We start from the raw sequence: 15,635 nt of genomic DNA, 5'->3' as shown, positions 1-15,635 counted from the left end.
TGCCAGAGATTACAGCGCCGCTTCGTCGGCTTCGCCGGTACGAATACGAATGACGCGTTGCAATTCAGCGACGAAGATTTTGCCGTCGCCAATTTTTCCGGTGTAAGCCGCCTTGCTGACGATATCGATTACTTCATCGAGTTGGTCATCAGCAATCGCCACATCAATTTTTACTTTTGGCAGGAAATTGACGCTGTATTCCGCCCCCCGGTACAGCTCGGCATGTCCTTTCTGACGCCCGAAACCTTTCACTTCGGTGACGGTCAGGCCCTGAATACCAATGGAAGATAACGCTTCACGAACATCTTCCAGCTTGAATGGTTTGATTATCACGGTCACCAGCTTCATAGATCCCCTCCGGTCAGAATTCGGTAATGGTTCTGCTACACGAAGAAGGTATTGCAAGCGGTATGCCAGAAATGAAAAACGAGAAAGAGAGCAGGAAGTTAAGAAGATTGAAAATGAAAACGCACTATGACGGTGCACAGTGCGTTACATTTTTGCACCAACGATGAAATATTGCGCTATTCAGGCGCTCAATGATTCCTCTTCACGCACGCTGGCTGCCAGCTCTTCGCCCGCAAGTTGCAGTTGATACATCTGCCAGTAGCGTCCCTGGGCCGCCAGCAGCTGCTGGTGAGTGCCCTGCTCCACTGCTTGCCCACGATGAAGCACCAGAATGGTGTCGGCATCGACAATGGTCGATAAGCGGTGAGCAATCACCACCAGCGTGGTATGTTCACGCACCGCCGCCAGTGCGTGCTGGATCGCCTGTTCAGTACCGGAATCGATACTGGCGGTTGCCTCATCAAGGATCAGGATTTGCGGCGTCTCCACCAGCACGCGCGCCAGCGCCAGCAGTTGCTTCTGCCCGACGGAAAGATTATTCCCCTGCTCGCCCAGCGGCGTATAAATACCGTCGCTCATGCTGCGCGCCAGATCCGCCAGTTGCACGGTTTCCAGTGCCTGCCAGACGCGCGCTTCGGAGATATCGCGCCCCAGCGTCACGTTGGCGAGGAAAGTATCCGCCAGCACCACCGGATCTTGCTGCACCATCGCCACACCCTGGCGTAATGCGCTGTGACTTAGCGAATTTAATGGACGACCGTCGAGACGAATCTCACCTTCCGTTAGCGGGTAATAGCCCATCAATAAACTGGCGAGGGTACTTTTACCGCTGCCGGTATGCCCCACCAGCGCCACAAAGTTACGCGAAGGCACAGAGAGATTAATGTTCTTCAGTACCAGATTGTCATCGCGATAAGCAAATGACACGTTATCGACTTCGATGGTGCCACTCTGTAACGGGCGATCATCATTGCCATATTGCTGACGCGGCCCATCCATCAGTTCGAACACGCGTTCACCCGCCACCACAGCCTGTTGCAGCATCGCCTGTTGCGTGGTCAGTTCGATTAAGGGTTCGTTAAGCCGCCCAAGATAGCTGATAAACGCATACAGCACGCCCACTTCAATGGTGCCGCTGGCGGAGAAGCCAAACAGCATTAACAAGCCACAAAGAATGAGCGATGAAAACAGACTCAGCAGCGGACGCAGCAGAAAACCGTCGAGGCGCAGGGTTTGCATCCTCGCCATATAGTGTGAACGACTGGCCTCCCCCATACGTTCGCCAAATCGCGCCTGCTGACGGAACTGCTGGATAACGCTCATGCCATTGATGATTTCGTTAAAGCCGTCGTTGATATCCGCCAGATAGGCGCGCACACGGCGGACAATCGGCGTACTGTAACGCTGGTATATCACCATCACCACCAGCACCACCGGGAAAATCATTATCGCCACCAGTGCCATTCTCCAGTCGAGGCTGAACATCGCCACCAGCATCGCACCCACCAGTGCGGCGCTGCGCAGGACAGTTGCCACTACGGTAACGTAGAGGTCGCGGATCACTTCAGTGTCATTAGTGACGCGGGAAATCACCTGACCGACCGGCTGGGTATCAAACTCGCTTAATGGCTGGCGTAGCGCAGCATCCATCACATCCGTTCGCAACTGTTGTACCACGCCAACCGCCGCCCGATTAAACAACAGCGACTGTGCGTAGTGCAGTCCAGCGGCAAACAGTTGCAGCCCAACATACGCCGCCGCCAGACCGGCAACCACTTTCAACGGCAGATTATTTTTTGCCACCATATTATCGATGAAATAGCTGATGAGTAGCGGTCCACTGACTTCTGCCGCCGCCGCAATCCACATCATCAGAACCGCAATCCCCAGAGGTTTACGCCACGGCGAACCATACGCTAACAGGCGCTTGAGAGTCGGCCACAGTTGGCTAAAACTACGCATCGGCGGCCTCCTCGCGAATTTCCGGAGCGTCGTCGAGCGCCGCCTCCAGTTGTTGATAGCGATACATATCGCGATACCAGCCGCTTTGTTGCGCCAGCGCATCATGATTGCCACGCTGGGCGATGTGTCCGTGCTGCATCACAATAATCTCACTGGCCTCCGTCAGCGCAGAAAGGCGATGGGCACTGATGATTACTGTTCTTCCCTGCCCCCACTGGCGCAGGTTATGCAGGATCTGATGCTCTGTGCGTCCGTCCACCGCCGAAAGCGCATCATCAAGGATAAGGATTTCTGCGTTGACTAATAACGCACGAGCAATGGATATGCGCTGCTTTTGTCCACCGGAAAGCATCACGCCGCGCTCGCCCACTTCTGTGTCGTAACCTTGCGGTAGACGCAAAATATCGTCATGTACGCTGGCTAACCGCGCTACGTGTTCAATCTCTTGCTGGGTGGCATTCGGGCAACCCAGCGCGATGTTGTTCGCCACGGTGTCGGAAAAAAGGAATGGCGTCTGGCTGACCACCGCCAGGCGGCTACGCCAGCTATCGAGTTGTAACTTCGTCAGAGGAATATCATGAAAGCGGATATCCCCCTCGCTGACGTCGAAATGACGCTGAATGAGTGACAGCAGAGTACTTTTGCCAGAACCGGTCGGTCCGCAAATACCCAGCATCTGACCGGGTTTGAGTGCGAAACTGACATTCTCCAGCGCAGGATGATCAGTTTGTGGATAAGTAAACTGGCGAATATTTACATCCAGTTCGCCACGCCCTTGCGGCACTGGTTCGCTACCATCATTCACCACCGGCGCTTCAGCCAGCATCGTCCGAATACGGCTATATGCCGCGCTGCCGCGTTCCACAATGTTAAACATCCAGGCCAGCGCCAGCATCGGCCAAATCATTAACCCCAGATACATCATAAAACTGGTGAGCTGCCCCAGCGTTAAGCTGCCCTGCACCACCATCCAGCTTCCCCCGCCAATCGCCAGCAAATTCGCCATGCCAATCGCGATATAGATAGTCGGATCAAAACGGGCATCAATACGCGCCACACGCATGTTTTTCTTGCCAGTGTCTTCAGCATCTGCGGCAAATAGCGCCGACTGGCGATCTTCCAGACCAAAGGCTTTGATCATGCGGATACTGGTGAGGCTCTCTTGGGTGCGATCGTTGAGACTGGAAAATGCCGCCTGCGCCAGCTTAAAGCGTTCATGCAAGGCATCGCCGTTGCGCTTAATCATGATTGCCATCACTGGCATCGGTAATAGTGCGAATAAGGTCAACTGCCAGCTAATTTGCGTTGACATCATAATCAACACTGCGCAGCCCATCACCAGTGAATCCACCAGCGTCAGCACCCCTTCCCCGGCAGCAAACACGACCCGATCGACGTCATTGGTCGCACGAGCCATGAGGTCGCCCGTACGATGACGCAGGTAAAACTCTGGATGCTGGCGGCTTAGCTGGTGGTAATAATCTTCACGCAGTTCAACAGCCAGTTGATAAGACGCGCCAAACAGCAGTACGCGCCAGACGTAACGCAGGAGATAAACCACGACTGCAATCAGCACCATGGTGGCGATCCACATCAGGATCTGCCCGGTAGTAAAGTGTTGTTCCGTCACTCCATCGACAACAATACCGACCACTTTCGGCGGAACCAGTTGCAGTATCGCGATAATGACAAGCAAGGCCACAGCCCCGAGATAGCGACGCCATTCCCGACGGAAATACCAGCTTAGTTGAGCAAATAATCGCACGCGTTGTGTCCTGACCTGATTCTGGATATTTATTCGATGGGTAAAGAAGTGGTGTATTTAATCTGTTCCATCGCGAAGCTGGAAGTAACGTCCGACAGCCCTGGAACGCTGTTGACCAGACGCTTATAAAACTCGTCATAGCGTTTCATATCGGCAACCTGAACACGCATCAGATAATCATATTCACCGGCCATGCGCCAGAACCCCAGAACTTCTGGCATTTCCGTTACCACCGTGACAAATCGGCAATACCATTCGCTGCTGTGATGTTGCGTTTTAATCAGCACAAAAGCAGTCAGCCCAAGGCCAATTTTTTCCGGATCCAGCAGGGCGACTTTGCCGATAAGGATACCGTCATCCTCCAGCCGTTTCAGACGCTTCCAACAAGGCGTGGTTGTCAGATTAACGGCTTCTGCCAGTGCCTGCAAAGAGAGGGTGCAATCCTGCTGTAGCAAGGCCAGCAGCTTACGGTCAATTTTATCTAACATAGCCAATCCACAGAGAATTATTTTCTCTTTTAATTCTATTTTAAAGGCGAAATACCGACAATTTATTCTGTGCGGTTTAAACGACACTGCACAAAATGACAAATTCAAAGTAAAAAAAACCGGGCTATTGCCCGGCGCTGGAAGAGATCTCGTTATTCGGGGGAATAAGGTAGATGTGGATTGTCCAGCCAGTGCGTCAAATAGTGAGAGACCGCCTGATTTCGGCAATGTCCAATCACTGGTAAATGAGGGAGTTCCGCGCGCAGTTGCGGCATCGCATTGCCCATAATAAATCCGCTACCGACGCTGCCTAACATTTCGCGATCGTTCATCGCATCACCAAAGGCCATACAGTCGCGCAGTGAAAAACCTAAATGTTGGGTCAGCACCGCCAACGCCGCGCCTTTATTACACCCCACCGGCAGCACTTCCAGGCAATTAATTGCCGAAAAACACAAATGTGCGCGCTCGCCTAATGCTTCGTTTAGTTGGGTATGCAAGCGCATAAGATCGTCGTGATCGCCACAGAAACAGATCTTGGTGACGCTGTCGAGCGGCATTTTTTTGACATCGATAATCTGATAACGGAAACCGCTATACACAAATGCCTGCAACAATGCTGGGATCTCTTGCCCGGTAAACCAGCCATTGTCATTGAAGATATGCATACTGGCCTGGGTATCCCATTTCTGGTAGAGCACTAATTCCGCCACGTCCGCAGGCAAATCATCACGATGTAAAAGTTCGCCTCCCAGAGAGTGCACGCGCGTACCGTTGCCGGTAATTAAATACGCATCCAGCGATAGCACCCCGATAATATGCTGCATCTCCAGCGCATGGCGACCTGTAGCAAAAGTGAGGGTAATATCACGTTCACGCAGACGCGCCAGAGTCGAGAGGGTTTTCTCACCTAAATGGTGATCAGGCATCAATAAAGTGCCGTCCATATCAAATGCTGCCAGACGAGCCATTTCTTTCTCCACTCTGTGACACGGTTAATGGTGATTGAGTATCACCTGATATATACGGAAGTAATAGTGAATAGTTAAATAATATTGTTCCGGGTTTATATGCGACTGCTTAACCGTCTTAACCAGTATCAACGTCTGTGGCAACCTTCTGCCGGAGAGCCGCAATCCGTCACCGTCAGCGAACTGGCCGAACGCTGTTTTTGCAGCGAACGCCATGTGCGCACACTATTACGTCAGGCTCAGGAGTCGGGATGGCTGGAGTGGCAGGCGCAGTCAGGACGCGGAAAGCGCGGACAACTACGCTTTCTGGTCACGCCAGAATCGCTACGCAATGCGATGATGGAACAGGCACTGGAAACCGGAAAGCAGCAAGATGTGCTGGAGCTGGCGCAACTGGCCCCAGGAGAGCTGCGCACCCTGTTACAACCGTTTATGGGCGGGCAATGGCAAAACGATACGCCGACGTTGCGTATTCCCTATTATCGCCCGCTCGAACCGCTACAACCGGGCTTTTTACCCGGTCGTGCCGAGCAGCATCTCGCCGGGCAGATATTTTCCGGCCTGACCCGCTTCGATAATAATACCCAGCGCCCGATTGGCGATTTAGCGCATCACTGGGAAACCTCTGCTGACGGGTTACGCTGGGACTTTTATCTTCGTTCAACCCTACACTGGCATAACGGCGATGCAGTAAAAGCCTCACACTTACACCAGCGATTATTGATGCTGTTACAACTGCCAGCACTGGATCAATTATTTATTAGCGTGAAGCGTATTGAGGTCACCCATCCGCAGTGTCTGACCTTCTTTTTACATCGCCCCGATTACTGGCTTGCTCACCGGCTGGCGAGCTATTGCAGCCATCTGGCGCATCCGCAATTCCCACTGATCGGCACGGGTCCTTTTCGCTTAACAAAATTCACAGCGGAACTGGTGCGACTCGAAAGCCATGATTATTACCATTTACGTCATCCGCTGCTTAAAGCGGTTGAGTACTGGATAACCCCACCACTTTTTGAAAAAGATTTGGGAACCAGTTGTCAGCATCCAGTACAAATAACCATCGGTAAACCTGAAGAGTTGCCACGGGTCAGCCAGGTCAGTAGCGGCATCAGTTTAGGTTTTTGCTATTTAACGTTGCGCAAAAGTCCCCGACTGTCCCTCTGGCAGGCGCGAAAAGTGATCTCCATTATCCATCAATCCGGTTTACTACAAACGTTAGAAGTCGGAGAAAATCTGATCACTGCCAGTAATGCATTGCTGCCTGGCTGGGCTATTCCACAATGGGATGTACCGGATGAGGTCAAACTACCAGAAACATTAACGCTGGCTTATCACCTGCCAGTGGAACTTCATGCAATGGCAGAACAATTACGAACGACGCTGGCAGCAGAAGGTTGCGAATTAACGACTGTTTTTCATAACGCGAAAAACTGGGACGACACTACCCCACTGGCACAGGCAGATTTGATGATGGGCGACAGGTTAATTGGCGAAGCGCCGGAATATACCCTGGAGCAATGGCTGCGTTGCGATCCACTCTGGTCATATGTTTTCGACGCTCCAGCATATGCACATCTGCAATCGACACTGGATACCGTGCAGTTGATGGCTGATGAAGAAAAGCGGAATAACGCGCTGAAAACCGTGTTTAGCCAGTTAATGGTAGAAGCAACGCTGACGCCGCTGTTCAATTATCACTATCGCATTAGCGCCCCGCCTGGAGTAAATGGTGTGCGACTGACACCGTGCGGCTGGTTTGAATTTACCGAAGCCTGGCTTCCCGCGCCGTCGCAATGAAGCACTGGTCGGGGTTAACCGCAGGCGTTACCATAACGTTTTTATCGATTTAGCAGGATTATCTATGAAACGTGCCGTCGTTGTGTTTAGTGGAGGTCAGGATTCAACCACCTGTCTGGTACAGGCATTGCAGCAATATGATGAAGTCCATTGCGTGACGTTCGATTACGGTCAGCGCCATCGCGCAGAGATTGACGTGGCACGCGAACTGGCATTGAAACTGGGTGCACGCGCGCATAAGGTGCTGGATGTGACGCTACTCAACGAGCTGGCGGTCAGCAGCCTGACGCGTGACAGCATTCCGGTGCCTGATTATGAACCTGAAGCCGATGGTATCCCGAATACGTTTGTCCCTGGGCGTAATATTTTGTTCCTGACGCTGGCGGCGATATATGCGTATCAGGTTAAAGCAGAAGCAGTGATCACCGGCGTCTGCGAAACGGATTTCTCCGGCTACCCGGATTGTCGTGATGAGTTTGTGAAAGCACTGAACCATGCCGTCAGTCTGGGTATGGCGAAAGATATTCGTTTTGAAACGCCGCTAATGTGGATTGATAAAGCGGAAACCTGGGCGCTGGCGGATTATTACGGCAAGCTGGATTTAGTACGTAACGAAACGCTAACCTGCTATAACGGCATTAAAGGCGACGGTTGCGGTCATTGTGCAGCGTGTAATTTACGCGCCAACGGTTTGAATCATTATCTGGCTGATAAGCCGGCGGTGATGGCAGCGATGAAGCAGAAAACCGGATTGCAGTAATTATTCGGGGTCTCGCCGGATGCGGCTTGAGCATCCGGCACAACAAAATTTTTACTGAACCATCTGCTCCAGTTTTTCGCGCAGTTCCCCTTCCAGAGCTAATGCTTTCTGCGTTTTGAGATCGATACAAACAAACGTGATAAGCGCATCTGCTACCACCTGCCCTTCCGGCTCAAGAGTAATGACCTGACTTAAGATTCCGCTTTTACCGTTTAATTGCTGCAACTGACTGGTAATGGTTAACAGGTCGCTTAATACCGCCGGGCGACGATAGTTAATATTGATATTGACCACGACGAAAGCGATGTTATGGGCGGTCATCCACTGAAAGCTGTCGCTATTTTCCAGCCCATCCCAGCGGGCTTCTTCGAGAAACTCAAGGTAGCGGGCGTTGTTAACGTGCTGGTAGACGTCGAGATGATATCCACGAACTTTGATTTGTGTTTGCATAGCGCAATAACCTTACGTTGTTGTTATAAGAACTGTTATAAGTACAGAGGTCATAACTGGTATGACCTCTTCAGTCTGGCAAAAAATTGCCACTATGCAAATTAATTACAGGGTTAATACCGCCAGATTACGTTCCACCAGCGAATTGCCCATTCCCGGCACCTGTTTTAGATCCTCCACCGTTTTAAACGGGCCGTACTCTTCGCGATAACTGACAATTGCCTGCGCTTTCTTCAGGCCAACGCCATTCATCGCGCGGGCTAACTCTTCCGCGCTGGCATTATTAATGCTGACCCTGGTGCCTTCTTCGTCACTGGCTTTTGCCGGTACTGCCGCTTTGCTTTGTGCTGCAGGGGCTTCCGCTGCCGGTTTCGCCGCAGGAGCTGCTGCCAGCGCACTATGAGACATTCCGGCACAGGCCAGGGACAGGGTAATGAACAATGCTTTAATTCCGTGTTTCATACTGTTTTCTCCTTGTTTGTTAACAGTGGAATCACCTTAACGGCAGTGAAAACAGTAAACAAATGGCAATGTTCAGAAATGGAAAAGGCCGCGAAAGCGACCTTTTCTTGTTACAGCTGCAAAGCATTTTTTTGCGAGGCGGCTTCAGGATTATTGCTGTTCCAGCGCATCGCCAATTTTGATTTTCGCCTCTTTACGCAGGTTACTCATCAGAGCTTCAAAGACGATTTGTGCGTTGTTCTGGGTGATACCCTGCACCATCGCTTTTTTCTGATCTTCCGGCATAGAACCTTGTTTCACTTCGTCCAGCGCCAGCAGAACGACATTGCCTTGCATATCGATCGCCATACCGTAGCTCGGTTTGTCTTTCGCTGGCAGTGGCAGTGCAAACGCGGCCTGGCTAATCGGGTCACGGCCGGAACGGCTTAAGGTTTTCGGCTCGCCAAATTTCAGACCAGCTGCCTGCATAGCTTCCGCACCTTTGCCCGCTTTCAAATCAACCAGCAGTTTTTCAGCATCCACTTTCGCCTGTTGCTCAGCTTTGTTGTGCTGAACCAGTGCCTTAACTTGTTCCTGAACATCTGCCAGCGGTTTCACTGCTTCCGGTTTGTGCTCGCTGATGCGCAGTACGAATGCGCGATCGCCGTCTACAGTGATGATGTCAGAGTTGATGCCCGGCGCGCCGTTTTCACCTACCAGACCGCCGTTAAAGATAGCGTCTGCCACCGGCTTGAAGTTTAACTCTTCCGGCAGGTTATCTTTGCTGAACCAGCCAGTCTGAGTGGCTTTAACGCCCGCAGCCTGCTCTGCACCAGCCAGAGATTCGGTGTCGTTGCTTGCCGCATCGCTCACTTTCTGCTGCAGCGCGTAGTACGCATCGAGGGCTTTTTCGTGTTTCACTTTCGCCGCAATGTCGTCACGTACTTCGTCTAACGATTTCACTTTCGCTGGCTGAATGTCGTCCAGACGTACAATCAGGAAACCGACCGAAGATTTGATGACACCAGACAGTTGGCCTTTTTCTTTCAGACCGGCATTTTTCAGTTCGTCCGGGATAGTGGCATCTTCTAACCACCCCATATCGCCGCCGTTACGGGCAGAGATAATATCGGCAGATTTTTCTTTTGCTAACGCAGCAAAATCACCGCCTTTATTCAGCTCCTCAAGTACTGCTTTCGCTTCATCTTCAGTTTTAGTCTGGATGATGCTGTAGCGGGTACGCTGTGGCTGGGTGAATTGATCCTGATGCTGATCGTAGTAGCTCTGGATATCCGCATCGCTAACCGGTTGCTGCATCGTGGCGGCATCCAGCTTGATGTAGCTCACGCGGAACTGTTCCGGAGTCATGAAATTGTTTTTGTTTTGCTCGTAGTAGCTGGTGATTTCTGGTTCGGTCACAGCTTGTTTAGCTGCCAGCGCGTTAACGTCGATAGTCGCTTCATGCACTACACGTTGTTGAGCTACCAGTGCCGCCAGTTCGTCGGTTTCACCTTTCAACATAAAGTCGGTGCCGGCAACGCCAGCAATCAGCTGTTGGGTGGTGAGCTGGTTACGCAGCGCCTGCGCGTATTGATCGGCACTCATTCCCATTCGGTTAAGGATATCGTTGTAGCGGCTGTTATCGAACTTGCCGTCAACCTGGAAAGCCGGAGTTGCGAAAATCGCCTGTTTAACCTGCTCATCGCTGATACCCAGTTTTAGTTCACGAGCGTACTGATCCAGCAGCGCCTCGTCGATCAGACGATTCAGCACCTGTTGACGCAGGGTTTTCATATAGCCTTCGTTCGCCGCCAGCTCAGAGTATTGATCGCCCAACTGTTGCTGCATACGATTACGCTCGCTGTTGAAGGCGTTCTCGAACTGCCCACGGCTGATTTCCTGGTCATTCACTTTTGCGGCGTAGTTATTGCCTGCGCCAATCAGGTAACCACTCACGCCGGTCAATATGAACGACACGATAATGATACCGAAAATAATCTTGAGCACGAGACTGTTTGCAGCCGTGCGTAAGCTGTCCATCATGGTGTAACAACACTCCGCTGTAGATGACTGTGTACCTCACGCAACATATCGCTGCGCGCAAAGGCCTATTGTGACAAGAAACGGGGGCAATTGTCAGCCCACAATGCGCAGAAAGTCACGGAATACAAATAAAAAAGGCACATCAGTAGATGCGCCCTTGAACTTCGTCACATCCCCAATGGGGACAACACTTAGTTTACCGCGTCTTTCAGTGCTTTACCTGCACGGAAGCTCGGTACTTTAGCTGCAGCGATAGTGATCTCTTTACCGGTCTGCGGGTTGCGACCAGTACGGGCGGCACGCTCTTTAACGGCAAAAGTACCAAAACCTACCAGTGCTACATCATCCCCTTCTTTCAGGGATTCAGTTACGGAAGCAATAATAGCATCTAACGCACGGCCAGCCGCAGCTTTAGAGATATCAGCCCCTGCAGCAATCTTGTCAATCAATTGAGATTTATTCACTCTTCTCTTCCTCTTTATAATTTATCTCGCACTTGAATCCTTCAAGGTGCGAACACGCAGCAGTTATATCAGGCCAGCCATCCCCTTACAACACCCCTTAATAAGGGCAAGCCTAATCCGCCCTCTAACTTAACGAGACAAAAAAAGGCTGGCAAGTCCGAATTGGCCCGCCAGCCCTTTTTTTATTAGTGCAATTTGCGCAAGGTCACTATTTTGCAGTCACAACCTGCATACCAGACGGTTCATTTTGCAGCGCCAGAGTCAGAACTTCCTCAATACGCTTCACAGGATGAATGTCCAGATCGGCAATCACGTTGTCCGGAATCTCTTCCAGATCGCGTTTATTTTCGAACGGAATTAACACTGTTTTAATCCCGCCGCGATGCGCAGCCAGCAGTTTTTCTTTCAAACCACCGATTGGCAACACCTGACCACGCAGAGTAATCTCGCCAGTCATCGCCACATCGGCGCGAACCGGGTTACCGGTCAGGCAAGAAACCAGCGCAGTGCACATGGCAATACCGGCACTCGGACCATCTTTTGGCGTCGCACCTTCCGGTACGTGAACGTGGATGTCGCGTTTTTCGTAAAAATCAGGGTTGATCCCCAGTTTTTCCGCACGCGCACGAACCACCGTTAACGCCGCCTGAATGGACTCCTGCATTACTTCACCAAGCGATCCGGTATAGGTCAGTTTACCTTTGCCCGGGACGCACGCGGTTTCAATGGTCAACAAGTCGCCGCCCACTTCCGTCCACGCCAGACCCGTTACCTGACCGACACGGTTTTCGTTATCTGCGCGACCATAGTCGAAACGCTGAACACCGAGGTAGTCATGCAGGTTATCGCCGTTAATTTCGATATGTTTTAGAGACTTATCGAGCAGTAACTGCTTAACCGCTTTACGGCACAGTTTGGAGATTTCACGCTCCAGACCACGCACGCCCGCCTCACGGGTGTAGTAACGAATAATGCCGATAATGGCGCTATCGTCGACGGTCAGCTCACCTTTTTTCAGTGCATTACGTTCAATCTGCTTCGGCAGCAGGTGACGTTTGGCGATGTTCAGTTTTTCATCTTCGGTATAACCGGAGAGGCGAATCACTTCCATACGATCCAGCAGCGGTGCCGGAATGTTCATGGAATTCGACGTCGCGACAAACATCACGTCGCTAAGGTCGTAATCCACTTCCAGGTAGTGGTCGCTGAACGCGACGTTCTGCTCTGGATCCAGCACTTCAAGCAGTGCGGAGGCCGGATCGCCACGCATGTCAGAAGACATTTTGTCGATCTCATCGAGCAGGAACAGCGGGTTTTTAACGCCCACTTTCGCCATTTTCTGGATCAATTTACCCGGCATAGAACCGATGTAAGTACGGCGGTGACCACGGATTTCCGCTTCATCACGCACGCCGCCCAGCGCCATACGGACATATTTACGTCCGGTAGCTTTGGCGATGGACTGCCCCAGAGAAGTTTTACCTACCCCTGGCGGCCCAACCAGGCAAAGGATCGGCCCCTTGATTTTGTTTACACGGCTTTGAACCGCAAGATACTCAAGGATGCGATCTTTCACGCGCTCCAGACCATAATGGTCGGTATCAAGGATTTCCTGCGCCTGACGCAGGTCTTTTTTGACCTTGCTACGCGCATTCCACGGCACCTGCACCATCCAGTCGATATAGCCACGCACCACGGTCGCTTCTGCCGACATCGGAGACATCATTTTCAGCTTCTGCAGTTCTGCTTCCGCTTTCTCTTTTGCCTCTTTCGGCATTTTCGCCGCGTCGATTTTGCGCTTCAGGGCTTCGTTTTCGTCCGGCGCATCGTCCATTTCACCGAGTTCTTTCTGAATAGCTTTCATTTGCTCGTTCAGATAGTACTCACGCTGGGATTTCTCCATCTGCTTTTTAACGCGGTTGCGAATGCGTTTCTCAACCTGCAGCAGATCGATTTCCGATTCCATCATCGCCATCAGATATTCCAGACGTTCGTTAACGTCGGACATCTCAAGAACGGACTGTTTGTCAGCCAGTTTCAGCGGCATATGCGCGGCAATGGTATCCGCCAGGCGCGCCGGATCGTCAATGCTGTTCAGCGACGTCAGCACTTCTGGTGGGATTTTTTTGTTCAGCTTGATGTAGCCTTCGAACTGGCTGATTGCGGTACGCACCAGCACTTCCTGTTCCCGCTCATCAATGGTCGGCGACTCCAGATACTCCGCCTTCGCAGAAAAATGTTCGCCATTGTCAGAGAGCGCAGAAATACGCGCGCGCTGTAACCCCTCGACCAGCACTTTGACGGTGCCGTCAGGCAGTTTCAGCATCTGCAATATAGAGGCCACGGTCCCGACGGTGAAAAGATCGTTTACACCCGGCTCATCCGTTGAGGCTTCTTTCTGCGCGACCAGCATAATTTTTTTATCATGGTCCATCGCCGCTTCCAGACAACGGATAGATTTTTCCCGCCCGACAAATAAGGGGATGACCATGTGCGGATAAACCACCACATCGCGCAGCGGCAATACGGGGATTTCAATGCGTTCAGAACGCTCAGGATTCATAGAGCTCTCTCTTAGTTTAATTTCCGCCAGGTAATCAGATGACACGACTGTGCTTCACGCCATCTATTAACATGTACGTCAGTATATGGGGATGTTTCCCCCACATTCAACGTCGAGAATAGAGGAAAAATTAAAGGGGAGATAAAATCCCCCCTTTTTGGTTAACTAATTGTATGGGAATGGTTAATTATTCACCAGATGCCTGCTGAGCTTCCGGCTTGCCATAAATCAGCAACGGTTTGCTTTGGCCATCAATTACCGACTCGTCGATAACGACTTTTTCGACATCTTCCATGGACGGCAGATCGTACATGGTATCGAGCAGCGCAGCTTCTACGATGGAACGCAGACCACGGGCACCGGTTTTACGCGCCATCGCTTTCTTAGCAATAGCATCCAGCGCCTCGTCACGGAATTCCAGATCAACGCCTTCCAGATTAAACAGCGCCTGATACTGCTTGGTCAGGGCGTTTTTCGGCTCTTTGAGGATCTGAATCAGGGCTTCTTCGCTCAGTTCATTCAGCGTTGCGACAACTGGCAAACGACCGATGAACTCAGGGATCAGACCAAACTTGATCAGATCTTCCGGTTCAACCTGCGCCAGCAGCTCGCCTTCGCTTGCTTTGTCGGATTTCGCTTTTACCGTCGCGCCAAAACCAATGCCGGAGCCGGTTTCTACACGATGGGAAATGACTTTATCCAGACCAGCGAACGCACCACCACAGATAAACAGGATCTTAGAGGTATCAACCTGCAAGAATTCCTGCTGCGGGTGTTTACGCCCGCCCTGCGGTGGAACGGCGGCAACCGTACCTTCGATCAGTTTCAACAGTGCCTGCTGTACGCCTTCACCGGAAACGTCTCGGGTAATAGAAGGATTGTCCGACTTACGAGAAATTTTGTCGATTTCATCGATGTAGACAATCCCGCGCTGCGCTTTCTGTACGTCATAGTCGCACTTCTGCAACAGCTTCTGAATGATATTTTCAACGTCTTCGCCTACATAACCGGCTTCGGTCAGCGTGGTCGCGTCGGCCATGGTGAACGGAACGTCCAGCAGGCGCGCCAGCGTTTCTGCCAGCAGCGTTTTACCAGAACCGGTCGGACCGATCAGCAGAATGTTACTTTTGCCCAACTCGACACCATTGCTGGTATCGCCGTTGCGCAGACGTTTGTAGTGGTTGTATACCGCGACCGCCAGCACTTTTTTCGCCTGTTCCTGACCGATAACGTAATCGTCCAGGTGGTTGCGAATTTCATGCGGCGTCGGTAGCGCACTGCGTTCACGATGCGGTGCAACTTCTTTAATCTCTTCGCGAATGATGTCATTACATAAATCAACACATTCGTCGCAGATATACACGGATGGACCGGCAATCAGCTTGCGCACTTCATGCTGGCTTTTGCCGCAAAAAGAGCAATACAGCAATTTGCCTGAGCCATCTTTGCGTTTATCTGTCATGGGTCAAAACCTCTTCTTTGTTCTTTGTGCCGCACACGACGACGCAAATGCCATTCTCAGGCGCAAGCCGCTTACAGCGTTGTGCCGCTCTGAATAAGTATAGCGGCACAGTTGCGCC

13 protein-coding genes are annotated in these 15,635 nt (G+C 51.6%); 2 read left to right on the top strand and 11 right to left on the bottom strand.

Features of this window, described 5'->3' with window-relative positions:
* Positions 1-9 precede the first annotated feature (9 nt).
* The 5 genes from glnK to cof all read right to left on the bottom strand — a co-directional run bounded on the left by glnK (position 10) and on the right by cof (position 5,534).
* A complete protein-coding gene (gene glnK / locus BEG40_RS00205) occupies positions 10-348 on the bottom strand; it encodes a P-II family nitrogen regulator (protein WP_000780338.1) in 339 nt (112 codons plus the stop codon).
* Between the two features lie 180 nt (positions 349-528).
* The gene (locus BEG40_RS00200; protein WP_001256162.1) at positions 529-2,310 is read right to left on the bottom strand and encodes a SmdB family multidrug efflux ABC transporter permease/ATP-binding protein; all 1,782 of its coding nucleotides are present in this window, start codon (positions 2,308-2,310) and stop codon (positions 529-531) included.
* Positions 2,303-4,075 (bottom strand): SmdA family multidrug ABC transporter permease/ATP-binding protein, encoded by a 1,773-nt coding sequence (locus BEG40_RS00195; RefSeq protein WP_105284666.1) that lies wholly within the window; start codon positions 4,073-4,075, stop codon positions 2,303-2,305. The genes BEG40_RS00200 and BEG40_RS00195 overlap by 8 nt, the downstream gene beginning before the upstream one ends.
* A 29-nt stretch (positions 4,076-4,104) precedes the next feature.
* Positions 4,105-4,563: a DNA-binding transcriptional regulator DecR gene (gene decR, locus BEG40_RS00190; protein ID WP_000884589.1), complete on the bottom strand. Its 459-nt coding sequence runs from the start codon at positions 4,561-4,563 to the stop codon at positions 4,105-4,107.
* A gap of 152 nt (positions 4,564-4,715) precedes the next feature.
* Positions 4,716-5,534 (bottom strand): HMP-PP phosphatase, encoded by an 819-nt coding sequence (gene cof, locus BEG40_RS00185; RefSeq protein ID WP_105284665.1) that lies wholly within the window; start codon positions 5,532-5,534, stop codon positions 4,716-4,718.
* 99 nt (positions 5,535-5,633) lie between these two features.
* Here cof and BEG40_RS00180 point away from each other — a divergent pair, with 99 nt between their 5' ends.
* Positions 5,634-7,334: an SgrR family transcriptional regulator gene (locus tag BEG40_RS00180; RefSeq protein ID WP_105284664.1), complete on the top strand. Its 1,701-nt coding sequence runs from the start codon at positions 5,634-5,636 to the stop codon at positions 7,332-7,334.
* Positions 7,335-7,398: 64 nt separating this feature from the next.
* Positions 7,399-8,094 (top strand): 7-cyano-7-deazaguanine synthase QueC, encoded by a 696-nt coding sequence (gene queC, locus BEG40_RS00175; RefSeq protein ID WP_000817223.1) that lies wholly within the window; start codon positions 7,399-7,401, stop codon positions 8,092-8,094.
* Positions 8,095-8,145: 51 nt separating this feature from the next.
* On the opposite strand, the gene fadM is transcribed toward queC, so the two are convergent.
* The 6 genes from fadM to clpX form a co-directional block, all read right to left on the bottom strand.
* Positions 8,146-8,544, bottom strand: a complete 399-nt coding sequence (gene fadM, locus BEG40_RS00170) for a long-chain acyl-CoA thioesterase FadM (protein ID WP_001194535.1) — start codon at positions 8,542-8,544, stop codon at positions 8,146-8,148.
* Between the two features lie 105 nt (positions 8,545-8,649).
* Positions 8,650-9,006, bottom strand: a complete 357-nt coding sequence (locus BEG40_RS00165; protein WP_105284663.1) for a helix-hairpin-helix domain-containing protein — start codon at positions 9,004-9,006, stop codon at positions 8,650-8,652.
* Positions 9,007-9,156: 150 nt separating this feature from the next.
* Positions 9,157-11,028 (bottom strand): peptidylprolyl isomerase, encoded by a 1,872-nt coding sequence (gene ppiD, locus BEG40_RS00160; protein WP_105284662.1) that lies wholly within the window; start codon positions 11,026-11,028, stop codon positions 9,157-9,159.
* Between the two features lie 191 nt (positions 11,029-11,219).
* Positions 11,220-11,510 carry a nucleoid-associated protein HU-beta gene (gene hupB, locus BEG40_RS00155; protein WP_254892905.1) on the bottom strand — a complete coding sequence of 97 codons (291 nt, stop codon included), beginning with the start codon at positions 11,508-11,510 and terminating at the stop codon, positions 11,220-11,222.
* A 190-nt stretch (positions 11,511-11,700) separates the two neighbouring features.
* Positions 11,701-14,055 (bottom strand): endopeptidase La, encoded by a 2,355-nt coding sequence (gene lon, locus BEG40_RS00150; RefSeq protein ID WP_001295325.1) that lies wholly within the window; start codon positions 14,053-14,055, stop codon positions 11,701-11,703.
* Between the two features lie 187 nt (positions 14,056-14,242).
* A complete protein-coding gene (gene clpX, locus BEG40_RS00145) occupies positions 14,243-15,517 on the bottom strand; it encodes an ATP-dependent protease ATP-binding subunit ClpX (protein ID WP_000130305.1) in 1,275 nt (424 codons plus the stop codon).
* Positions 15,518-15,635 lie beyond the last annotated feature (118 nt).

Source organism: Escherichia sp. MOD1-EC5495, from assembly GCF_002965965.1.
Classification (GTDB): domain Bacteria; phylum Pseudomonadota; class Gammaproteobacteria; order Enterobacterales; family Enterobacteriaceae; genus Escherichia; species Escherichia ruysiae.
The sequence above is the reverse complement of the archived record's forward strand: the minus strand, read 5'-3'. Positions and strand labels throughout refer to the sequence as shown.

Excerpts from the sequence above, each read along its gene's own strand:
- decR (WP_000884589.1), bottom strand. The coding sequence starts at position 4,563 with ATGTTAGATAAAATTGACCGTAAGCTGCTGGCCTTGCTACAGCAGGAT.
- cof (WP_105284665.1), bottom strand. The coding sequence starts at position 5,534 with ATGGCTCGTCTGGCAGCATTTGATATGGACGGCACTTTATTGATGCCT.
- BEG40_RS00180 (WP_105284664.1), top strand. The coding sequence starts at position 5,634 with ATGCGACTGCTTAACCGTCTTAACCAGTATCAACGTCTGTGGCAACCT.
- clpX (WP_000130305.1), bottom strand. The coding sequence starts at position 15,517 with ATGACAGATAAACGCAAAGATGGCTCAGGCAAATTGCTGTATTGCTCT.
- ppiD (WP_105284662.1), bottom strand. The coding sequence starts at position 11,028 with ATGATGGACAGCTTACGCACGGCTGCAAACAGTCTCGTGCTCAAGATT.
- queC (WP_000817223.1), top strand. The coding sequence starts at position 7,399 with ATGAAACGTGCCGTCGTTGTGTTTAGTGGAGGTCAGGATTCAACCACC.
- fadM (WP_001194535.1), bottom strand. The coding sequence starts at position 8,544 with ATGCAAACACAAATCAAAGTTCGTGGATATCATCTCGACGTCTACCAG.
- lon (WP_001295325.1), bottom strand. The coding sequence starts at position 14,055 with ATGAATCCTGAGCGTTCTGAACGCATTGAAATCCCCGTATTGCCGCTG.
- BEG40_RS00165 (WP_105284663.1), bottom strand. The coding sequence starts at position 9,006 with ATGAAACACGGAATTAAAGCATTGTTCATTACCCTGTCCCTGGCCTGT.
- BEG40_RS00200 (WP_001256162.1), bottom strand. The coding sequence starts at position 2,310 with ATGCGTAGTTTTAGCCAACTGTGGCCGACTCTCAAGCGCCTGTTAGCG.
- glnK (WP_000780338.1), bottom strand. The coding sequence starts at position 348 with ATGAAGCTGGTGACCGTGATAATCAAACCATTCAAGCTGGAAGATGTT.